This window comes from Pedobacter suwonensis (assembly GCF_007833675.1).
Taxonomy (GTDB): Bacteria; Bacteroidota; Bacteroidia; order Sphingobacteriales; family Sphingobacteriaceae; genus Pedobacter; species Pedobacter suwonensis.
The window spans coordinates 279,331-300,979 of the sequence record NZ_CP031708.1; the positions used below are offsets into that span (position 1 = coordinate 279,331).

General features: G+C 40.6%; 13 protein-coding genes and 1 tRNA gene. 9 read left to right on the forward strand and 5 right to left on the reverse strand.

The window, feature by feature from the left end:
* Nucleotides 1-48: 48 nt before the first annotated feature.
* The 4 genes from DV942_RS01075 to DV942_RS01090 form a co-directional block, all read right to left on the reverse strand.
* Entirely contained in the window at nt 49-2,856 is a 2,808-nt protein-coding gene (locus tag DV942_RS01075) for a glycoside hydrolase family 95 protein (RefSeq protein ID WP_145854531.1), read from the reverse strand.
* A 1-nt stretch (nt 2,857) separates the two neighbouring features.
* Entirely contained in the window at nt 2,858-4,435 is a 1,578-nt protein-coding gene (locus DV942_RS01080; protein WP_145854533.1) for a glycoside hydrolase family 28 protein, read from the reverse strand.
* Between the two features lie 1,125 nt (nt 4,436-5,560).
* The gene (locus tag DV942_RS01085; RefSeq protein WP_244950798.1) at nt 5,561-7,117 is read right to left on the reverse strand and encodes an MGH1-like glycoside hydrolase domain-containing protein; all 1,557 of its coding nucleotides are present in this window, start codon (nt 7,115-7,117) and stop codon (nt 5,561-5,563) included.
* A complete protein-coding gene (locus DV942_RS01090) occupies nt 7,114-9,849 on the reverse strand; it encodes an alpha-d-galacturonidase (protein ID WP_145854535.1) in 2,736 nt (911 codons plus the stop codon). Before DV942_RS01090 ends, DV942_RS01085 begins: the two co-directional genes overlap by 4 nt.
* Nucleotides 9,850-10,203: 354 nt before the next feature.
* Here DV942_RS01090 and DV942_RS01095 point away from each other — a divergent pair, with 354 nt between their 5' ends.
* The 4 genes from DV942_RS01095 (at nt 10,204) to DV942_RS01110 (ending at nt 14,202) form a co-directional block, all read left to right on the forward strand.
* A complete protein-coding gene (locus DV942_RS01095; RefSeq protein ID WP_145854537.1) occupies nt 10,204-10,968 on the forward strand; it encodes an SDR family NAD(P)-dependent oxidoreductase in 765 nt (254 codons plus the stop codon).
* 35 nt (nt 10,969-11,003) lie between these two features.
* Nucleotides 11,004-11,858: a fumarylacetoacetate hydrolase family protein gene (locus tag DV942_RS01100; RefSeq protein ID WP_145854539.1), complete on the forward strand. Its 855-nt coding sequence runs from the start codon at nt 11,004-11,006 to the stop codon at nt 11,856-11,858.
* 131 nt (nt 11,859-11,989) lie between these two features.
* On the forward strand, nt 11,990-12,811 hold the full coding sequence (locus DV942_RS01105; RefSeq protein WP_145854541.1) for an amidohydrolase family protein: 822 nt from the start codon (nt 11,990-11,992) through the stop codon (nt 12,809-12,811).
* A 221-nt stretch (nt 12,812-13,032) separates the two neighbouring features.
* Nucleotides 13,033-14,202 carry an alpha-hydroxy acid oxidase gene (locus tag DV942_RS01110; RefSeq protein ID WP_145854543.1) on the forward strand — a complete coding sequence of 390 codons (1,170 nt, stop codon included), beginning with the start codon at nt 13,033-13,035 and terminating at the stop codon, nt 14,200-14,202.
* A gap of 159 nt (nt 14,203-14,361) precedes the next feature.
* Here the strand turns inward: DV942_RS01110 and DV942_RS01115 are convergent, their stop codons facing one another.
* Entirely contained in the window at nt 14,362-15,513 is a 1,152-nt protein-coding gene (locus DV942_RS01115) for an aldose epimerase family protein (protein WP_145854545.1), read from the reverse strand.
* 199 nt (nt 15,514-15,712) lie between these two features.
* On the opposite strand from DV942_RS01115, the gene DV942_RS01120 reads away from it, so the two are divergent.
* The 5 genes from DV942_RS01120 to DV942_RS01140 all read left to right on the forward strand — a co-directional run bounded on the left by DV942_RS01120 (nt 15,713) and on the right by DV942_RS01140 (nt 21,392).
* Complete coding sequence (locus DV942_RS01120) at nt 15,713-16,384, forward strand: HAD family hydrolase (RefSeq protein ID WP_145854546.1); 672 nt, start codon at nt 15,713-15,715, stop codon at nt 16,382-16,384.
* A gap of 2 nt (nt 16,385-16,386) precedes the next feature.
* Nucleotides 16,387-17,085: an NUDIX hydrolase gene (locus DV942_RS01125; RefSeq protein ID WP_145854550.1), complete on the forward strand. Its 699-nt coding sequence runs from the start codon at nt 16,387-16,389 to the stop codon at nt 17,083-17,085.
* Between the two features lie 208 nt (nt 17,086-17,293).
* Nucleotides 17,294-17,366: transfer RNA gene (locus DV942_RS01130), tRNA-Lys, on the forward strand.
* Nucleotides 17,367-18,165: 799 nt separating this feature from the next.
* Nucleotides 18,166-20,514 carry an alpha-L-rhamnosidase-related protein gene (locus DV942_RS01135; RefSeq protein WP_222431143.1) on the forward strand — a complete coding sequence of 783 codons (2,349 nt, stop codon included), beginning with the start codon at nt 18,166-18,168 and terminating at the stop codon, nt 20,512-20,514.
* Nucleotides 20,515-20,645: 131 nt separating this feature from the next.
* Entirely contained in the window at nt 20,646-21,392 is a 747-nt protein-coding gene (locus tag DV942_RS01140) for a metallophosphoesterase (protein WP_145854552.1), read from the forward strand.
* The last annotated feature ends 257 nt before the right edge of the window (nt 21,393-21,649 follow it).

Consider the following 21,649-nt stretch of genomic DNA (forward strand, 5'->3'; position numbering starts at 1 on the left):
ACCTTTTACCATTAAAAATATTATCAAAACAATTCATCAACCAACTCATCATTTCAAATTTCCGTTCAGTTTATAAGTTTCGCCTGCTTTGGTGTGCAGTTCTACCACTAAATTTTTATAATGCAACGTGCAATCTCCACCGGTTTTAGATTTCAGTGTAAATGAAGTTAATGTACCTTTATCCCAACTCAAATCTACTTCGAAACCACCTCTGGCCTGTAAACCTCTGATGTTGCCAGTAGGCATCGCTGTTGGCAAAGCCGGTAGAATATCCAGATAGCCCTGATGGCTTTGCAGGATCATCTCAGCTATTCCGGCAGATCCCCCGAAATTGCCATCAATCTGAAACGGCGGATGTGCGTCGAAAAGATTTAAGTAAGATCCGGCTCCGTTATTGGCTGGTTTCATCAACATCTTTACCAGTTTCATGGCATGATCGCCATCCTTAAACCGGGCCCAGAAATTTATTTTCCAGGCCAAACTCCAGCCCGTGGCATCATCTCCACGATACAGCAATGATTGTTTTGCTGCCTGCATTATTTTGGCATCGGCATCCCAGGTAATGTCGCTGCCGGGATAAACGCCCCACAAATGTGAAACATGACGGTGTTTGTTGGTTGTATCGTCTTCATCGGTTAGCCACTCCTGCAACTGGCCATATTTACCAATTTGATTTGGTGCCAGTTGTTTCAACTTTTCCTGCAGTATTTTTTTGAAATCTGTATCGGTATGGAGTACATCGGCAGCGGCAATACAGTTCTTAAACAGTGAGCGGATAATCTGGTGATCCATAGTTGGCCCGGCTACCAAACCTCCATTTTCGGGTGAGTTAGACGGTGTACTGATTAACCAACCTGTTTTAGGATCTTTTATCAGAAAATCTACAAAGAACAGCGCAGCCTGTCTCATTGAAGGGTAAGCTTCTTTTTCGAGGAATTTCAGGTCATGGCTAAACTGGTAATGCTCCCATAAATGCTGGCATAACCAGGCTGCGCCGCTTACCCAGATGCCATGATCAGCAGCGTTTATAGGGGCGGTTCCATTCCATAAATCGGTGTTATGGTGTAGCACCCAGCCCCTTGCATTGTAATATGCTTTGGCCGTTTCGCCACCGGCTTTTCTTAAACCTTTAATTTTCCGGAATAAGGGTTCGTTTAAGGCCGATAAGTTTAAAACTTCTGCTGGCCAGTAATTCATTTCCAGGTTGATGTTGGTGGTATATTTACTGCCCCATGGCGGGGTTAATAAATCATTCCAGATGCCTTGCAGGTTGGCCGGTTGCGTTCCTGGTCTTGAACTTGAAATTAGTAAATACCGTCCATATTGCATATATAAAGCAGCAAAAGCAGCATCACCGGAAGTTGCAAATTTTTTCAAACGCTCATCTGTTGGTAGGCGTTCATTTTCTGACCGACCAAAACTAACCTCAAACCTGTTGTAGTATTGCTGGTATTCTTTAACGTGGCTCTGCTTTATTTCAGCATAGGTTTTCCCTTTGAGGCTTTTGAGCGCTTTAAAATTGGCGGCAGCCGGTAAGCCTGAAACATCCTGCGCATTAATAAAATTAGTGCCTGCAATTAAGTAGAGGGTAACCTCATCTGCCTGATTTATACTGATTTTTCCGTTTGTAATTTTTAAACTTCCTTTTTTAACGATTGCCGTTAAGCTGCTTTCTCCTTTTAATGCCCCATTGTTAACTGCAACTGTTAAAGCAAGTGTTTGCTTATCCAGTATTTTAACGGCCGACCGGCGATGCGGACTTGATAATTCGGCATCGAAGGTGATGGCTTTAGGTTTATTGGCACTTAAATGAATAACTACCGCCTGGTTGGGTTGACTGGCAAAATATTCGCGCTGATAGTTTACCCCATCGCTGCTGAAAGTAGTTTTAGCTATCGCCGTGCTGATATCCAGCGAACGTTTATAGTTGCTTACCAGTGATTTACTAAATTTAAAGTATAAGTTAAGGTCACCAAAGGGTTGGTAGCTCTCCTGATACTGCGATATGGCAGGCGGGTTTTCATCCTGAATTTTATATTTCCATGCTTTTTCCAGTGAAACTCCTTGTGTAATATCTGATCCTACCGGATAGATACCAATTTTTTTGCTTGTATCTTTATAGCCGAGTAAACCACCCTTATCAGCATAATTAAGCACCTGTATAGCAATGGTATTGCTGCCTGTTTTAACCAGTTTTGCCGGAACGGTGTATTTTCTCGGTTCATTGTTATCAGTATTGCCAACCAACGTGCCGTTAATGTAAGTAAAATCCTGATCACGGATGCGGTTAAGATCAAGTATCAAATCTTTTCCATTCCAGTTTTCAGGGACATCGAAAGTTGTTCGAAGCCATACTGCTCCGTCTAAATTGGCAAGTCCAGCCGTTTCCCAGCCATCAAAAGCTGGTACTTTGAGGTTTTTCCAGTTTTTGTCATCAAAATTGGTCAACGCAGGATTACCCGTTAAGCCTTTTCCAGCTTTCATTTGGTTTACCCAGGCATTTTTGTCTCCGGCTTCGCTTTGTAAACCCATAAACTGGGTCTGCGCAAGGCTTTCGGCTTCTTTTTTTTTTCCTTCAAAAAGCAGTTCTCTAATGTCTTTTAAATATTTATATGCCCCTTTTTGGTTGTAATCTCTTGGTTTTCCCGTCCATAAAGTTTCTTCATTAAACTGGATATGATCGACCATGGTACCCGCAAAAATCATGGCGCCAATGCGGCCGTTACCAATTGGCAATGCATCTGTCCATTTTTCTGCAGGTTTATTATACCACAAAATATGGTTGTTTTCCTGTGTCCATGCATTTGATTGAACAATTACGGCTAAAATTAAAGTGGCTAAAGATTTAAATTTCATGTTATTGTACTTTATCGCCCGAAATAATTTCGATAGTGGCCATTACTTCCTTTTCCTTTTTAACGGGCGTTTTCACCCTTCTGAAATTATTGTTGCCTAAAAATATATTTTTAGTTTCAGCACCACTTAATTTTAAGTATGTATTTACTTCAGATGAAGGAAAAGCATTGTATAAAAAGAGGTCAGAAGTATTGGTTAAGTCTATAACGGCTGCATCTGCAGGCACTTTGTCGCTTTTTAGCCCATCTATAATCAGGTTACTTACCTGAGTTGCCTTTATTGCTGGGCCAATTTGGGTATTAATGGCTAGCTGGTGTAGTTCAATAGCTGTAGCATTACTAATCGAAAAACCGCTTTTCGCATCAAGGTTGATGTCGGTAAAAGTAACATTGCTGATGGGCATTTCTTCAAGCCCATTTAAATAGGCCGCCTGGTTTACCTGCCCTGTGATGTTGGCGAAATGAATGTTCCGGAATGCCGGCGTACGTACTGAAACTGGTTCAACCTTGGTTTTAGCGTATTGCATATCGAGTACAATGGCTTGTTCGCGGATGTTTTTCATGATGATATTATTCACCCTGATCTCCTCCACTACACCACCCCTGCCGCGTGCGGTTTTGATGCGGATACCGCGGTCAGTTCCATCGAAAACGCAGTTGGAAATGGTTATCTTGCGTACATCGCCCGACATTTCGCTGCCAATTACCACGCCACCATGACCAGACAACATGGTACAATTGGTAATTACATAGTTTTCGGCCGGAACTGCCATTTTCCTGCCTGGTGCATCTTTACCGGATTTAATGGTGATGCAATCGTCGCCAACACTGATGTGGCAGTCTGAAATGTGTACGTTTTTGCACGATTCGGGGTTAATGCCATCGGTATTGGGCGAATGCGGATTATTTATGGTTATCGCATGAACTTTCACATTTTCACAGAACTCAGGATTAACCGTCCAGAATGGTGAATTGCGAATGGTAATGCCTTCGATCAACACATTTTTGCAGAACATGGGCTGGATAAACGGCGGACGTAAAAAGCCGCGTTTCATTTGTTTGGGATCGTCCGGTAAGATGATGTCCTTATTTAGGCTGGCAAAGGTGGTTTGCCATTTCGATACCGGCTGCCCTTCTTTATAACCTTCAACAAAATTCCACCATTTTTTACCGTGTCCATCAATTATACCACGACCGATAATCGAGATGTTTTCGGCTTTATAGGCATAAAACAAGGGAGAAAAGCTGGTTACATCTACCCCTTCATATCGGCTTTTGACCATCGGAAGGTAATCGTCAAAGTTATCGCTGAAATGGAGCTCTGCACCAGCATCAATTAAAATGGTAATATTACTTTTTAAATGGATTGGCCCTGTTAAATATTTACCAGCCGGAAAATAAACAGTACCTCCACCCACTTTTGAGGCTGCATCTATCGCATTTTTGATAGCTTTAGTAGCCAGTTTACTGCTGTCGTTTTTAGCGCCATATTCAATTACGTTATAGTACCCTTGTGCCTTTGCGTTAAGGTAACCGATAACTGTTATTGCAAAAATTAAAGTCTTGATTATGTATCTCATTAGGTCTAAATATTTATTTTTTGCTGTATCCATGTTCTGTATACTTGCAAAACAAGCCAATTGTCTTAAAAAGATTGCTTCAGGCCATTCGCCTCCCCGCCTTCCGGTTCGCAATTACAGTTTTATTTACTATCGTCCTCGTTTGTAACGGGGATGATCGAGCTTCGCGATTGTATCGCCGCAGTTTACTCCTATCTCTCCGTAGCGTTGCAAACGCTACTGATTGGAATAGAAATAAGTCTTTGACCCGTATTGCTATTGAGTTATAAACTCAATCCTATTCAATAATCCGTAGTGACGCTGCGCTTAACACTGCGGACAGATGTTGCTTCACGCCATTCGCCTCCCCGCCTTCCGGTTCGCAATGACGGTTTTAGTTACGATCATCCTCGTATGTAACGGGGATGATCGAGCTTCGCGATTGTATCGCCGCAATTTGCTCCTATCTCTCCGTAGCGTTCCAAACGCTACTGATTGGAATAGAAAAGCGTCTTTGACCCGTATTGCTATTGAGTTAAAAACTCAATCCTATTCAATAATCCGTAGTGACGTTGCGCTTAACACTACGGACAGATGTTTTATTTACTATCGTCCTCGTTTGTAACGGGGATGATTGAGCTTCGCGATTGTATCGCTCAATTTACTGCGATCTGTCCGTAGCGTTCCAAACGCTACCGATTGGAATAGAAAAGCGTCTTTGACCCGTATTGCTATTGAGTTATAAACTCAATCCTATTCAATAATCCGTAGTGACGCTGCGCTTAACACTACGGAGAGATGTGATGATCGGGCTTAGCGATTGTATCGCCGCAATTTACTCCTATCTCTCCGTAGCGTTCCAAACGCTACTGATTGGAATAGAAAAGAGTCTTTGACCCGTATTGCTGATTGAGTTATAAACTCAATCCTATTCAATAATCCGTAGTGACGCTGCGCTTAACACTACGGACAGATGTTTAGCGATTGTATCGCCTCAGTTTACTCCTATCTCTCCGTAGCGTTCCAAACGCTACTGATTGGAATAGAAAACAGTCTTTGACCCGTATTGCTATTGAGTTATAAACTCAATCCTATTCAATAATCCGTAGTGACGCTGCGCTTAACACTACGGATAGGATTTGGTATTTAGTTCATCAACACTTTTAAAGGTTTTAAATCTTTGCCTTTAAAAATCATCTTTCCATCTGCAAACACTAGAAATCCCTTACCTTTTTGGTATTTATTTCCGGTTTTATCCCACAATACCGTTAAAATCTTGTTGTGATAAGAAACGTTATCAAGGATAAACCAATCCCATTGATTTTTGGGAATTAGCGGATAGATTTCCAATACATTGTCTGCCCGTGGTTTGATGCCAACCAGATCGTTGATAATCAAATCGCAAAAAGTAGAGTGATTGTAAAAGCTGCTTCGCGGATTATCGCCTTTTAACCATTCGCCATTCCTCTCGTCCTGGTACTCACCGATGTAAGGTTTGCCATTTTTGGTGTGCGATGCAGCGAATTTATGTAACTCTTTATAGAACACGGCCGCGCTCATTTTACCATGCTGTTTATAGTTGGTAAGCAGATTGGCCAATCCTTTAAGCGTTTGCGAGCTGGCAAATGGCCAGAGTGCGCCATCCCATTCGCAACTATGGCCCGTACCGCGCGTTCTGAATGTCGGATTTCTCCTTTCCGCGGTGGTAAGGCCCCAGGGCGCATTAAAGCCTGCGGTATCTAACAACTGATTCCAGGCTTTTGCGTAGCTGGCTTTATCGTCTGGTAAATTAAAATCCCATGGAATAAAACCTATGGCTTCGCGAACCCCGGCATGTCCGCCCTTTGCCTTCCTGGTTTCGAAAAAAGCTGAAGCTGGATTCCAAAGACTATCCTGGACCAGTTTTTTAATTGAATCAGCCTTCAGGTTATATTTAGTTACTAAGCTCTTGTTGCCAAACATTTTACCGAGCTTACTTAAAGCAATAGCATTACCATACATGTAGCTGTTAATGGTTGACCTTTGGTTTTGATCCCTCCTCGATCCGCTGATCGATTCCTCCATTCCATCTTTCACGTCGTTTTGCCAGAACAAGCCGTTTTTGAGCTTCCGCTCTGATTCCCATTTGGCATAATCTTTATCCAATGCAGGTAAAATATCCTTTAAGAATTTTTGATCGGGTTTTACCAGATGGTTTTGGTATACAGCATCATCAACCCAGCTGCTGAACTGGTGAAAACGTTGCTTGGTCTGACCTACATCAGCATGGTAGAGCCAAAATTTCACATAATCCTGTAAATAGCTGTTGTCTTTCAACCACCTGCCCTCGTAAAGATGGTGACCTAAGGCACAGCTAATGGAATTGTATTTACCTGCATGTTTTACAGGCTCAATAAACTCGGTAAAAATAAAACCTTCCGGAGTTTTGACCAGATGCTTGCGATACGTCCACCAGCGGTAATAATAATTTTGCTCTAGCACTTCGTCCGGGCATTCAAATAAAGGAATCTGCCCCGAAAGCCAATTAAAGGCTTCGGCATTAGTTATGTAGTTTTTTACAGCCTCAGTATCAATAGCATTAAAATAGGTTACATACTTTTTCAGTTTATCTGTTCCGATAACCGTTTTTTGCTGCGCAAAGCCCATAAAAGCACATAGCGATAATACCGCTGTGGCTATAAAATTTCTTGTGTTTACCATCATTCAAATAACCAGTCTATATCTTTTCCATGTCCGTCCAAACCTGCGTTAAAAATCCGCAGTTCCTGTTTATCGTCAATAAAACCCAATACCAAACAGGCACCTTTGCCTAAATTTAAGGTATGTGTACCGGCTGTAAAAGAGTAAGCGTGTACGTTTACCGGTGGGAAGCCTGCCGCAACCAGCGCATTTGATATTTTAATTTCCGACTGACCATAATTATTGGCACTTGCATCGGTTTCCAGTTGCGGTGCTGCCAGGTACTGCGGATTTTTCTGATTAAAAAATCCAACCAGCAATTTTACGGGCTGTGCGGTACTAAACTTAATTTCGGTTCCGTTTTTAATTTGGCTGGCTTTGGAAAGTTGAATGCCCTTTAAACCCTGCAACTCTTCAGCAAGCGCTTTGATTTTGACCGTAGTATCGCTAAAAACCACAGCCTCTTTCGCAATTACATAAGTCGCTGTATGATTTAAAACTTGTACTGCTGCGGCCTTATAGTTGATGATTTTAGCTGTTTCTCCTTGCTTAACCGATTTTAAAGAATCAATACTGTGTTTAAAATGATTGAGTTCCCTGGTAAAAACCGGCAACATTTCGCGCCAGTGAATAAATGTTTTATCTACGCCGCGCATCGGAATTTTGCGTTGCTTGGTCTGCATACTGTTTGCATATAAATAGTTCTTTTCGGTGTATTTAACCAGATTGGCATAGTGTGCTACACTTTTTTCAAGAAAAGGCAGCGCCTGATCCAGATCGGCCACATGGTTTGAGTATTTATAACGTAATATCCAGAGCGCGGCTTTAACTTTTTCAGCGTAAAAGTTGGCCATGGCATCATAACAATACATGTCGTTTTTAAGCCGGTTAAATTCTGCGGTATCTTTAGTTACGGTTGGGGCTGCGTTTTGTATAGCAGCTAAAGCTTTCTGACCGTGTACCACAACTTCTTTTGCAATCTGCACAGGTGTTTCGCCGATATGGCCCAGCTTTTTAAATTCTTTCTCGGCGTAATCAATAATCATCTCTCCTTCTGGCGCTTCCGATTCGTACATTAAAGTAAATACACCGTAACGATAAGGATTAATGAGCTGCGTCATTAACATACCCAGCGTTAAAGTCTGGCGGTTTCCATCAGTTATGCCATACCGGCGCAGGAGTTTAGGCGAAATCTCTCCCGATTCTTCATAAGCATTTAGAATGGCCTTTCCGCCCATTAGGTTGGTGCCATATTTATCGGCCAGTGCTTCACCCCAATAGTTTATTTCCTGCGTGCGGTCTCTTTGTGAATTCCAGGAATAGCGGCCCCATTCCTTGTACCAGATCCAGTCACGGTCTACCTCTAACAAACGACCTTTAACATCGTCTGCAGCATATGGCCAGTCCCAGTAGCTGGCTTGCGGGTACAGGTGCAGCCCTTTGGCGCCATAAATTTTGTTCATGGCCTGTACTGATTTTTGGATAAAATCTGCCGAACCATATCTAAAAGGTTCCAGATTAGCCAGGATGTGTACATTGGAGATATTTACCGTGCCAATGGCTGCCAGTTTACGGTTCAGTTCTGCCCAGGCCCCGCGTGGCGTGTAAGTAGTTAAAGCTTCACCATTAAATTTATTCTCGGTATACAGGTTTTTATAAAGTGGTAAAGCAGCTTTCATTACACTGGGTGCATCGGTATCGTGTGCCCGCAAAACAATAGGCGGCTCATCTTTTATACCGGCTGCTTTTAAACCGTCTTTTACACCGGGGATAATCGTTTTGGAAAACCAATCAATATCATCCTGCCCAACCCCTTCCATGGCTTCGCCCAATGCCACCATTAAACCTACGTTCGGATATTTTTCTACAAATGCTGTGATTGATTTTTTGGTGTAATCCGCAATCAAAGGGATAATTGGTCGATTGCGATCCTGTGTTTTTAATCCGTGTTTATCGGCAAAAGGTTTAGGAATAATAATGTTGTAAAACATCTGAATTACCCAAATGCCACGTTTATCAGCCTCATGCGTTAAGAACCTGAAAATTTCTTCGTTCTTTTTGAGCGTGGCATTATCTACTTCTACAGCATAAGGATAGGCTTTTAATCGTAATAAAGACGAAAACGGGTGGCCGTTCCACAAATAAAGGGAGTTGTAGCGGTTCTCCACCATCATGTCGAGGTACTTAATCCATAAAGCCTTATCGTAAAGCCAGGGAAAAGTTTCAGGCGTGTATGGATATTCATAAACATCGTGTCCGGGTAAATAATCCGGCTTTTGCAAACCGATGCACGTGCCACGTAACACCATTTCAGGCTGATCGGTAAGCGATAAAGCAGTCGGCAATTTTCGGGTATCATGAATTCGGTCGGCCAGTTCAATGCAGCCGTATAAAGTGCCTGAAGCATCATGACCAGCGATATAAATGGTTCCGTTTTTATCTGTAAAAATGGTGTAAGCTTCTTTTTTAGCGGTGGCTATCGTATTTTTTACGGCTGCCGGTAATTTACCAGCTATAATCGCATCGGAGAATATGCCGATTACAATGCCGGGTTTGCTTCCCCCTGCCTTAACCTGTTGTATTATTCTGGTCTGGTAACTAATTTTATTCAATGCCTTTAAAATCCGTTCTGCACCAAACTTTATCCTTGTATGCGCAGCTGCAGGGATTAAAATGTTTTTATCAGTGCGGTTTCCGGCACTTGAAAAAGAGATCGATAAAAAATAACAGGAAATAAAAATCAGAAATTTTCTCATTTAATCTGGCTCAAATCACAAACCCTTTAAACTTAGGTAATGGATAATATTTGGTTATAATATTATTTAAATATAAAAATAATATTCAAATATAAGTAAATTGACTTTTGCGTTTTGTAAAATTTATGCAAGGTAAAGCCTGTTTAAAGCTTTTCGGCTGGTATGACAATATCTGTTAATATTTAGACAAGAAGATAAAATTTTTAATCAACAATATTTATTTTATTTGTAGTCGTATTCTAATCAATTATAATATTCCGCCGCTTTTCAGGCGGTAGCAAGCACAAATTATAATGTGAAGAGTGCAAAATCAACATACGTATATTACATCAACAATCAATTTAAACAATACACATGTTTTCACTCAAAAATAAAAAAGCAGTAGTTACAGGTGGCGGAAGTGGAATCGGCAGGGCTATTGCAACTATTCTCGCCAAACAAGATGCCGAAGTACATATCATTGAACTGGGTGTTTCACAGGCACAAGATACGCTTGATGAAATTAAAGCAGTTGGAAAACAGGCTTTTAGCTATGCCTGCGATGTTTCAGACCACAATGCCGTTAAAGCTGTTTTTGAGCAAATCGGAAACATCAATATTTTAGTTAATAATGCTGGTATTGCGCATATTGGTAAAGCCGATACAACTGATGAAAGTGATTTTGACCGGGTAATGCGTGTGAATGTTAAAGGTGTCTACAACTGCCTTCACGCTGCCATTCCACAAATCCGTTTGGCTGGCGGAGGCGTAATCATTAATATGGCCTCTATTGCAGCCCTAGTTGGCTTACCGGATCGGTTTGCTTACAGTACAGCAAAAGGCGCAGTTAAGGCTATGACCATGAGTGTAGCTAAAGATTATATCGGTGAGAACATCAGGTGTAATTCCATTTCTCCGGCAAGGGTGCATACCCCATTTGTAGATGGATTTTTACAGAAAAACTATCCGGACAATATCGCTGAAATGTTCGATAAATTATCTAAAACGCAGCCGATTGGTCGTATGGCCAGCCCTGAAGAAATCGGTGCGCTGGCTTTATATTTATGTAGTGACGAAGCCGCATTTATTACCGGTTGCGATTACCCGATTGACGGTGGATTTACGACTTTAAACAATTAATATTCTTCTTAAATACAAAATATAACCTTTTTAACATGAAATTAATACGATTTGGAGAAGCAGGGGCAGAAAAACCAGGAGTGATCATCGGCGATAATTATTATGATGTATCTGCATTGGTCAGCGATTATAACGAAACATTTTTTGGCGGAGACGGCTTAGCAGAACTAAAATCAGCTATTGCATCTGCTGATTTGCCACAGGTAGATAAAGGCGTGCGTCTTGGTCCGCCTTTGGCCCGCCCTTCAAAAATTATCTGTGTGGGTTTAAATTACAAAGACCACGCAGCCGAAACCAATGCCCCTATTCCAACTGAGCCGATTTTATTCTTTAAAGCAACTTCTGCTATCGTAGGACCGAATGATGATCTGGTCATCCCCAAAAACAGTAAAAAAACCGATTGGGAGGTAGAATTAGCCATTGTTATTGGTAAAAAAGCCAGTTATGTAAGTGAAGAAAATGCTTTGGATCATATTGCGGGTTACGTTTTGCATAACGATTACAGCGAGCGCGAATTCCAGCTGGAGCGTAACGGACAATGGGTTAAAGGAAAAAGTGCCGATACTTTTGCGCCAATCGGACCATTTATTGCCACACAGGACGAAATTGCCGATGTACACAATCTGCGTCTTTGGTTAACCGTTAACGGAAAAACTTTACAGGATGGCAATACCTCGAACCTGATTTTCAATGTGCCTTTTATGGTTTCCTACATCAGCCAGTTTATGACCCTTTTACCAGGTGACGTCATTACTACCGGTACACCTGCCGGCGTAGGTTTGGGACAAAAACCGGAGCCATGGTATTTAAAACCTGGCGATGTGGTTGAATTGGGTATTGACGGTTTAGGCTCCAGTAAACAAATTGTTAAATCCTATAGCGAAATTTAAGATAAAAATATATTGCCCTGGCGCTGACCTGCCTGATGATGCAAACCTCATTATCGAATGAACGTAATACCAGGAACGGCAACTGAAGCAAACTGGATCTTAACCGATCAGATATTTAAACTTTAATAAAAATGATTGATACCCACGTACATTTTTGGAATTTCGATCCGGTTAGGGATAACTGGATTAATGACGACATGCAAATCATTCGGAAAGATTTTGCTCCCGAAAATCTCCTGGATATTTATAACGATTTAAGTATTAAGGGATGTATTGCTGTGCAAGCAAGCCAGTCGGAAGAAGAAAATCATTTTCTGCTGGAACTGGCCGCACGACATGAAATTATAAAAGGTATTGTGGGTTGGGTTGACCTGCTTGATCCTGATCTTGACGAACGCTTAAGCCACTGGCAAAACCATCAGCCCATTAAAGGCTGGCGACATGTATTACAGGCCGAAAGCCGTGATTTTATCCTGAATCCTACTTTTATTGCCGGTGTTAAGCAGCTAAAAAAATACAATTATACCTACGACTTATTGTGTTATCACAATCAATTGGATGCGATTATACAAATGGTTGATCAAATTCCCGACCAGCCATTTGTATTGGATCATTGTGGTAAACCGGATGTAAAAAACCAGACTTTAAAAGAGTGGACTGAAAATATTAAAACCTTGGCCAACAATCCAAATGTGCGATGTAAGGTATCAGGCCTCCTGGCTGAAGCGGATTGGCTAAACTGGAAGGAAAGAGAATTATTTAACTGTTTTGATGTCATATTTGAAGCATTTGGTCCTGAACGTGTAATGTATGGCAGCGATTGGCCGGTCGTGCTGATCAGCAGGCCATATCAGGATTGGTTCAATCTGGTAAATAGCTACACAGAAAAATTTACTGCAGTAGAAAGACAAATGATTTTCTCTGATAATGCAAAGGAATTTTATGGTATTTAAAGTTTACGCGCTAACGCTCGTTTCCAACGAGCATTGATTATTTTATCGTTTATAACGATATAATCGTTATGCTATTTATGCACTCGTTTGGAAACGAGCGCAAGCAAATTCCAATCCAAAACGATCAATACAAAATAGCAGATAGTGCAGGATGGAAAACTTCATACAAAACATTAGTTTTCGTTTTTTAAAACACCATCTGACCAACACAATATTTAATTATGAGTAAAAAGATTACATTCCCCTATAATCCTCAATTCCCTTCTGTAGCCGATTTAAGAAAAAGAGCAAAATTAAGAATCCCTAAATTTGCTTTTGATTACCTGGAAGGTGGTTGTAATGAGGGACTTAATTTATCGAGAAACGAGAGCGACTTCGATAATATTTACCTTAAACCAAATTATTTGCGTGTTGGTGGGGAAATTGACATGTCGGTCGAGCTTTTTGGGCGTAAATACAGTGCACCTTTTGGCATCTCTCCCATCGGTTTACAAGGTTTAATGTGGCCTAATGCACCCGAAATTTTAGCGAGGGCGGCAGCCAGACACAATATCCCCTACACACTGAGTACGGTATCTACCAGCAGCATCGAACGCATTGCTGAAGTTTCAGAAGGAAAAGCCTGGTTTCAGCTTTACCATCCCACCGAAAATAAATTACGGGATGACATTTTATCACGGTTAAAAGCAGTTGAATGTCCGGTTTTGGTTGTGCTGGTAGATGTTCCTGCTTTCGGATTAAGATATAAGGAAATTAAAAGCGGCCTTTCCATACCACCTAAAATGTCGGTCAGCAATATTTTACAGGCCTTTGCCAGGCCGTTATGGGGTATTAAAACGTTGCAACATGGCATTCCCTCTTTTGCTACCTTAAAACCTTATATGGAAAAAGGTATGGACATGTCTCAGCTGGGACAGTTTATGAACCGAACCTTTACCGGAAAAGTTGACATTGAAAAGGTGTCGGCGATCCGCGAAATCTGGAAAGGTCCATTGGTATTAAAGGGCATAGCTACAGACGAAGATATGCAGGCTGCTATCCAGATTGGCGTTGATGGGGTCATCGTTTCGAATCATGGCGGCCGACAGATTGATGCGGGTGAATCATCGATTAACTCTTTAATTAAACTTGCAGCAAATGATGGCTACAAGTCAAAACTGAAAGTCATGATGGATGGAGGAATCCGTTCAGGTGTTGATTTGGCCAGGGCACATGCCGTAGGTTCTGAATTTAATTTTATGGGCCGTCCGTTTATGTATGGCGTTGGGGCATTGGGTAATGACGGTGGAGACCATACCATCAATATGTTTAAAACCCATTTGTACCAGATTATGCAGCAACTTACTATAGAAAAAATTTCTCAATTTCCGGAAAGGTTATTGGAAGTATAAAAATGTCATTATCAGCTTGACTGGCAATTCTACAGCATTTTTCTGCTGGCTGGTGTCGCATCAATCAGACAGAATAAAAGACAAAAAAAAGACCTCTCAGATTTTTAAAACCTGAGAGGTCTGAATAAAACTTACCGTTAGCCAATTAAACAGTTAGCCTTACTTCGAGAACTTATAAGTTGTACTTGTTTTATACGTTTCACCTGGTTTAAGAACGGTTGAAGCAAAGTTCGGGTGGTTTGGCGCATCAGGAAAATGTTGTGTTTCCAGGCAGAAAGCCGAACGGTGTGGGTATGATTTACCGCCTTTACCATCTTTATCCGCTCCGGTTAAGAAATTACCACTGTAGAACTGTAAGCCAGGTTCTGTGGTTATCACTGATAGCACAATACCTGTTTTTGCGCTTTTTACCACCGCAACGGGTGTTTTACCATCATGGTGGGTTAAAGCAAAGTTATGGTCATAACCTTTTCCAAATTTTAACTGCTCATCATTATCGCCAATCTGCTTGCCAACTAATTTTCCTTTGTTAAAATCGAAAGCAGTACCCGCCACCGGCTGTAATTTTCCGGTTGGGATCAAGGTCGAATCAACGGGTGTATAAGCATTGGCATCAATCATCAGTTCGTGATCCAAAATGGTACTATCTCCTTCACCATTAAGATTAAAATAAGCATGGTTGGTTAAGTTAACGATAGTTGTCTTATCTGTAGTGGCTTCATAATCAATCTGAAGTGAATTGTCTTCAGTCAAAGTATAAATTACCTTAACATCCAGTTTGCCCGGATAACCGGCTTCCCCATCTTTAGAAACATAAGTTAACTCCAGCTTCGTACTATCTAATTGTTTAGCATCCCAAACTTTACCAAAGAAACCATCAGTACCACCGTGCAAGGTATTTACGCCATCGTTAAGCTGTAATTGATATTCTTTGCCCTCTAAAGTAAATTTACCCTTAGCAATGCGGTTTCCGTAACGGCCAATCAGCGCACCAAAAAACGGCTCCCCTTTTTTGCGGTAGGCGCCAATACTATCATAGCCCAGTACTACATCGGTTAGTTTGCTGTTTTTATCTGGTACCAGCAACGAAACTACTCTTCCGCCAAAATTGCTAATAGACACCGAAGCGCCCTGCTTATTTTTTAATGTATAAAGCTTAACCGCTTTACCATCAATAGTGGTGTTGTATTTTAACGAATCTTGCGGTGTGCTGCTTGCTGTACCTTTATCAGTTGTGGGGTTACATGCGCTAAAAGCAAGGGCTAAACATAAGGTAGCCAATGGTAATGCTTTAAGAAATGGTTTTTTCATCAGTTTACTTTTTTTAAGTTGATGAAGCGATCGTGATTTTTACATAGCAAAATTCCTGATGCTTGCATACAGATTTATTTTTGGTTACGGCTAAAGTAGTAAAAAATAATTAACGTCAGGTTAACGATTATCATATTATTTCTGTTAATATTGATGATCATTCCTTACATCAAAAAAAATCATATAATTTAGCAAGCATATGCGCGATTTGAATTTCAGGCCAAAAGCTTTTCTGTTTGATTTAAACGGAACCATGATTAACGATATGGAGTACCATACCAAGGCCTGGTACAGTATAATGACCGAAGATTTAGGTTCAGACCTTGATTATGCAAGCGTAAAAAAGGAAATGTACGGCAAAAACCACGAAGTACTGGAACGCGTTTTTGGTAAGGATAAATTTATCCAGGAAGAAATAGAACGGCTTTCGGTAGAAAAAGAAAAGCGCTATCAGGCCGGTTATCTACCGAATTTAGCTTTACTTCCCGGCTTAAACAATTTTCTGGATCGGGCGAAGGCTGCAAAAATACCGATGGCCATTGGCTCGGCAGCTATTCCATTCAACATTGATTTTGTGGTAGATGGTTTAAACATTCGCCATTACCTGGATGCGATTGTAAGTGCAGATGATGTACAGATGAGTAAACCTGATCCGGAAACCTTTTTAAAGGCTGCAGCCGCACTGGGCATTCCAGCCGCCGATTGCCTGGTGTTCGAAGATGCACCAAAAGGTGTAGAGTCAGCGCTGAACGCAGGTATGCAATGCCTGGTATTAACAACTACACACGCAGTTGAAGAATTTGATGGTTATCCAAATATTTTGGGCTATATTACCGATTACAACGATGCTAAATTAAATCTGCTTTTTTAAAAATGGGAAAATACTTAAATCAGAAACCTGTACTGGTTGCTGTTGACTGCATTATTTTTGGTTACGACGGCGAACATCTTAAACTTTTGGTTATCAAAAGAGCTATTGAGCCAATAAAAGATCAATGGAGTTTAATGGGCGGTTTTATTGGCGAGGATGAAAACCTTGATGGTGCTGCGAAACGGATCCTTTTAGAACTTTCAGGACTACATGATGTATATTTAGAGCAATTGCACGCTTACGGTAGCCCTGACCGCGATCCGATTGAACGTACAGTATCAGTAGTGTATTTTGCATTAATTGATATTAATAAATACAGCAAACAGATTAATGATCAGTATCATGCTGAGTGGTTTAAGGTTAAAGAAGTACCTGAACTGATTTTTGACCATAACGTGATGGTTAAAGCAGCGATGGATAAAATCCGATACCAGGCTGCCCTCCACCCTGTTTTGTTTGAGTTATTACCGAAACGTTTTACCATACCACAATTGCAGGCGCTATATGAACAGGTTTACGATGCGCCCATTGATAACCGCAACTTTATCCGCAAAATAACGGCCAGTGGTTTGCTTATTAAACAAAATGAGAAAGATAAATCGAGTTCAAGGCGGGGTGCTTTCTACTTTAAGCTCGATAAAAACAAACACAAAGCCCAGTTTCAATCATTTTTGAACTTTATACCCAAAACATCCAAATAAGAAGTATCAGATTTTAACAGCTACCGCCCCATCATCATTAGTTTTTTTTAAAAAAATATTAAAAAAAATCAGGTGTTACCCATTTTAAAATCAAGGGATTACAAATGGCTAAAGTAAATTAAACGCTAAACATCGAAAAACATTTTATAAAAACATTTGCAAAGAAAGGATTAATCTCTATATTTGCACCTCCTTAAACAAAAGGAACGATTCCGTAGCTCAGCTGGTAGAGCATTACACTTTTAATGTAGTGGTCCTGGGTTCGAATCCCAGCGGGATCACGAAAGGCGCAAGAGATTGCGCCTTTTCTATTTAAAAAACTTTTTAAAGCGAAATTCCCAAAAAATAATAGGTCATGTTTTTGCGTGATCCTTTACTAGCCTTTGTTTTTCTCTAAAAATCAAAAAGTGTATTTCACGTAAATAATTCGTTCAGGATTTCAAATACCAATAATTTATTTTAACGACCTAAGCGATAACTCGATTTAGAATGCAAAGTTGAAAGCAACCGTCATTTATTAAATGTGGGTTGAAAAGGATTTAGCCGGGAAATCTATGAAGATAATTACAACTACTGGCAGTAATCGCCTTATGGGATTAAATGCTTTGTTTGGCCAAATCAGAACCATAATTTATGTGATGCTAAAATTGGTTGACATTCAAGATCATTAAATCCAGGCGTAAATCAATGCTGTTTAGAATAAATACGGCTAAAACGAAGTATATTAATGAAATGTATAAATCGTGTAGTCCGGCAGAATAATTCCTTCTGCTATTCCGGAAATTAATTAAGCTCCCATCTCTTAGAACATTTTAGTAAGGCATCGAAAAGCGCTTTGTTCTACCCTTATTATTCATGCGGACAACTGTAATAATGTCCCAAAATCTAATCTGGATAAATGTAAACCTGATATGCCCTGAAGTCGAAATCATATTTTAGCTAAATATGGTCGGTTAACGGGTAAAATAAATGAATTGAATGTTAAAAATATGATCGATTTTAGCAACAGGTAGATCAGTTAACGCAGTTAACTTAATGTTGGCAAATTAGAGTCTGCCAAAAACAGCTACCGTCATTAACATGGAAAAGCATCATCTTAAGTTAAGTATGTCGAACTTCAAACTAAAAATACTTTTTTCTTATATCTCAATTTGTGTATTCGTTTTTGTTGTTACACAATCATCTTTTGCGCAGGATAAATCGACAGACGGTTATTGGATTTCTCCTGCCCTAACAAAACCAGCTAAAGCTAATTGCTGGATAGCCTATCGTCGGGACATCATGCTCAACAAAAAGCCGGAGCAAGCATTAGCTACCATTGCGGCAGATACAAAATACTGGCTTTGGATAAATGGTAAACTTGTCATATTTGAAGGAGGATTGAAGCGCGGTCCTAATCCCAAAGATACCTATGGAGATAAGGTTGATCTTGCTCCATATTTAAAAAAGGGTACAAATAAGGTTGCCATACTACTTTGGTATTTTGGTAAAAATGGTTTTTCGCACGTAGGTAGTGGTGTCGCTGGTCTGTATTTTAATATGAATGCTGAAGATACCGTACTCCATAGCGAGAGGAGTTGGTTTTGCCGTATCCATCCCGCTTATGGCAATACAGAAGCTCCGTTTCCCAACTACCGGTTGCCAGAATCAAATATTCGTTTTGATGCCAGAGCAGATATCACCGGTTGGCAAACCGCTCCGTTAACTAGGCTTAAAGATTTTGGCAATGCAGTAATTATCGGGAAACCAGGTGACGCACCCTGGAACAAACTGGTGGAACGCCCTATCCCCCAGTGGAAAAACTTTGGGATAAAGACCGCAAAATTTTATCGCCTTAAAGGCAATATTACCGATACGATCATTGCACAGCTTCCATATAATATGCAGCTTACCCCCATTATTTCACTAACGGACGATATGGGTGGCCAGCTGATCAAAATAAATACCGACCATAGCAACGCTGGAGGAACCGACAACCTGCGGGCAGAATATATCACTAAAAAAGGTTATCAGGAGTATGAATCTTACGGATGGCTGAATGGAGAAAAAATAGTACTTGTTGTGCCAAAAGCCATTAAAATAAAAGCAGTTAAATATCGTGAAACGGGTTATAATGCAGCACCTGAAGGCACGTTTGCCAGTAGCGATGAATTCTATAACCGATTTTGGAAAAAGGCGCAGCGTACTTTATATGTTAACATGCGCGATAACTATTTCGATTGTCCTGACCGGGAACGGGCACAATGGTGGGGAGATGCCGTACTGTTGATGGGCGAGAGTTTCTATACCTACTCTACTTCTGCGCACGCATTAATGCGGAAAGCAATAAATGAACTGGCAGGCTGGCAACGCACCACAGGAGAACTTATTGCGCCTATTCCCGGTAATTTTAATCAGGAACTTCCTGATCAGATGCTGACCAGCATTGGCTATTATGGCTTCTGGAATTACTATATGAATACGGGTGACCGTAAAACCATTGAAAATGTTTACCCTGCGGTAAAAAAATACCTGTCTTTGTGGAAAACTGATGATACTGGCCTTACTACATTACGGAAAGGCGACTGGCTTTGGGGCGACTGGGGTGATAACATTGATGTAAGGCTTATTATGGCGGGCTGGCATTATCTTGCTTTAGATGGCGCCGCCAGAATGGCTGATCTGCTTGGCTACAATTATGATGCTGCAATGTACCGCCAGGTAATGAGCCACGTAAAAAGCGGATATAATAAATGTTGGGATGGACATGCCTATCGTCATCCTTCATACCATAAACGAACCGATGACAGGGCGCAGGCCTTAGCTGTGATTTCGGGGATTGCTGACTCATCAAGATACGAGCGCATTTCTGAAACCTTACATACGCAGATGCATGCAAGCCCATACATGGAAAAATATGTGATGGAAGCCCTTTTTAAGATGGGCAAAGGTAAGTATGCGATGGAGCGGACGAAATTGAGATTTGCTGAAATGGTTAATAATCAATATTACACTACCCTATTCGAAGGTTGGGGCATCGGTGAAAACGGATTTGGTGGCGGCACCACCAATCATGCCTGGAGTGGTGGTGCCCAAATCGTTATTTCTGCGTATCTGTTTGGAATCAGACCACTTGAAGCCGGATACAAAACATTTCTGGTTGAGCCTGACCCTGCAAATCTTCGCACAGGAACCCTCAATGTTCCAACTATAAAAGGAATGATCAAGACCTCATTCGAAAATAATGCGGATGAGTTTAAGCTACAGCTAACCGTTCCTTTGGGTACTACAGCAATCATACGTCTGCCTTCAGGTTCACCGGTATTCGTCAATAAAAAACCTATTGAAACAAAAGAATTAGAAACGGCAGGATTAACAAAGAAAACGAATACCATCACTTTTAAGCTTAGCCCGGGAAAATATAAGATTAAACGGCAACAGCCTTTCTAGAACAAGTCAAAACTGTTCCGAAATCTCACGAACCTGACTGGTCAAGACTCATTGAAATGAATCAGTTGAGTTAAAACATGATGTAATTTTCTTTTATAAATAATTATATTGGCACTTACACATACAATTAAATGAAGATTAAGATCATCAGCGACTTGCATCAGGAATTTGGAGTTTCTGATATTGATTTTGGCAATGCTGATTTGGTGATCCTGGCTGGCGATACAAACTTAGGTACAAAGGGTATTGATTGGGTAAAAAATAACATCAGGGATAAGCCCGTAATCTATATATTGGGGAATCATGAATATTACAAGGGTGCCTATCCTAAAACCCTTGATCAAATCATAAAGGCATCTCTTCATTCAAACATAATCGTTCTTGAAGATAAAATGGTTGAATTTGAAGGCATCAGATTTCATGGTGCAACCTTATGGACCGACTTTTCTCTTTTTGGCAGCCCGGTTGAGTACGGTATAATATGTCAGGCACAAATGAACGACTATAGACAAATTCGCAAAACCCCATCCTATTCGAGGCTGAGAAGCATAGATACCTATAAAATCCACCAGGCATCAAAGCGATGGCTACAACAAAGCCTTGAAGAATCTAATGGATATAAAAATATTGTGATCACTCATCATGCTCCGAGTATAAAATCGATACCTGAGGAATATAAAAATGAGCCCATATCTTCAGCTTATGCTTCGAATCTGGAAGATGTGATCTTAAAATACCAGCCTGATTATTGGTTCCATGGCCATATCCATACACCTGCGAGGTACCATATTGGCAAAACTGAAATTATATGCAATCCACATGGCTATATAAACGAGGAGTATAATGGATATGAAAACGATTTAATCATCGAGATTTAAAATATACGCAATATGAAAGTGCTTCACCAAACCTATATAACGTGGGGTTAGTATATAGGGCTTAGTAACAGCCTGATTTGCAGTGTGGTAAAGTGATTTTTAGATTTTTTCTTTCAATATATTTTGGATTTAGATAGCAATAGTAAAATATGCCTCAGTCCATAAAATCAAAACCATTTTGCAAAACAATATATATTAACGGCTAACTAACAGATGAAGTATTATATTGCAGAATACTAAGTGAGATCTGTTATCTG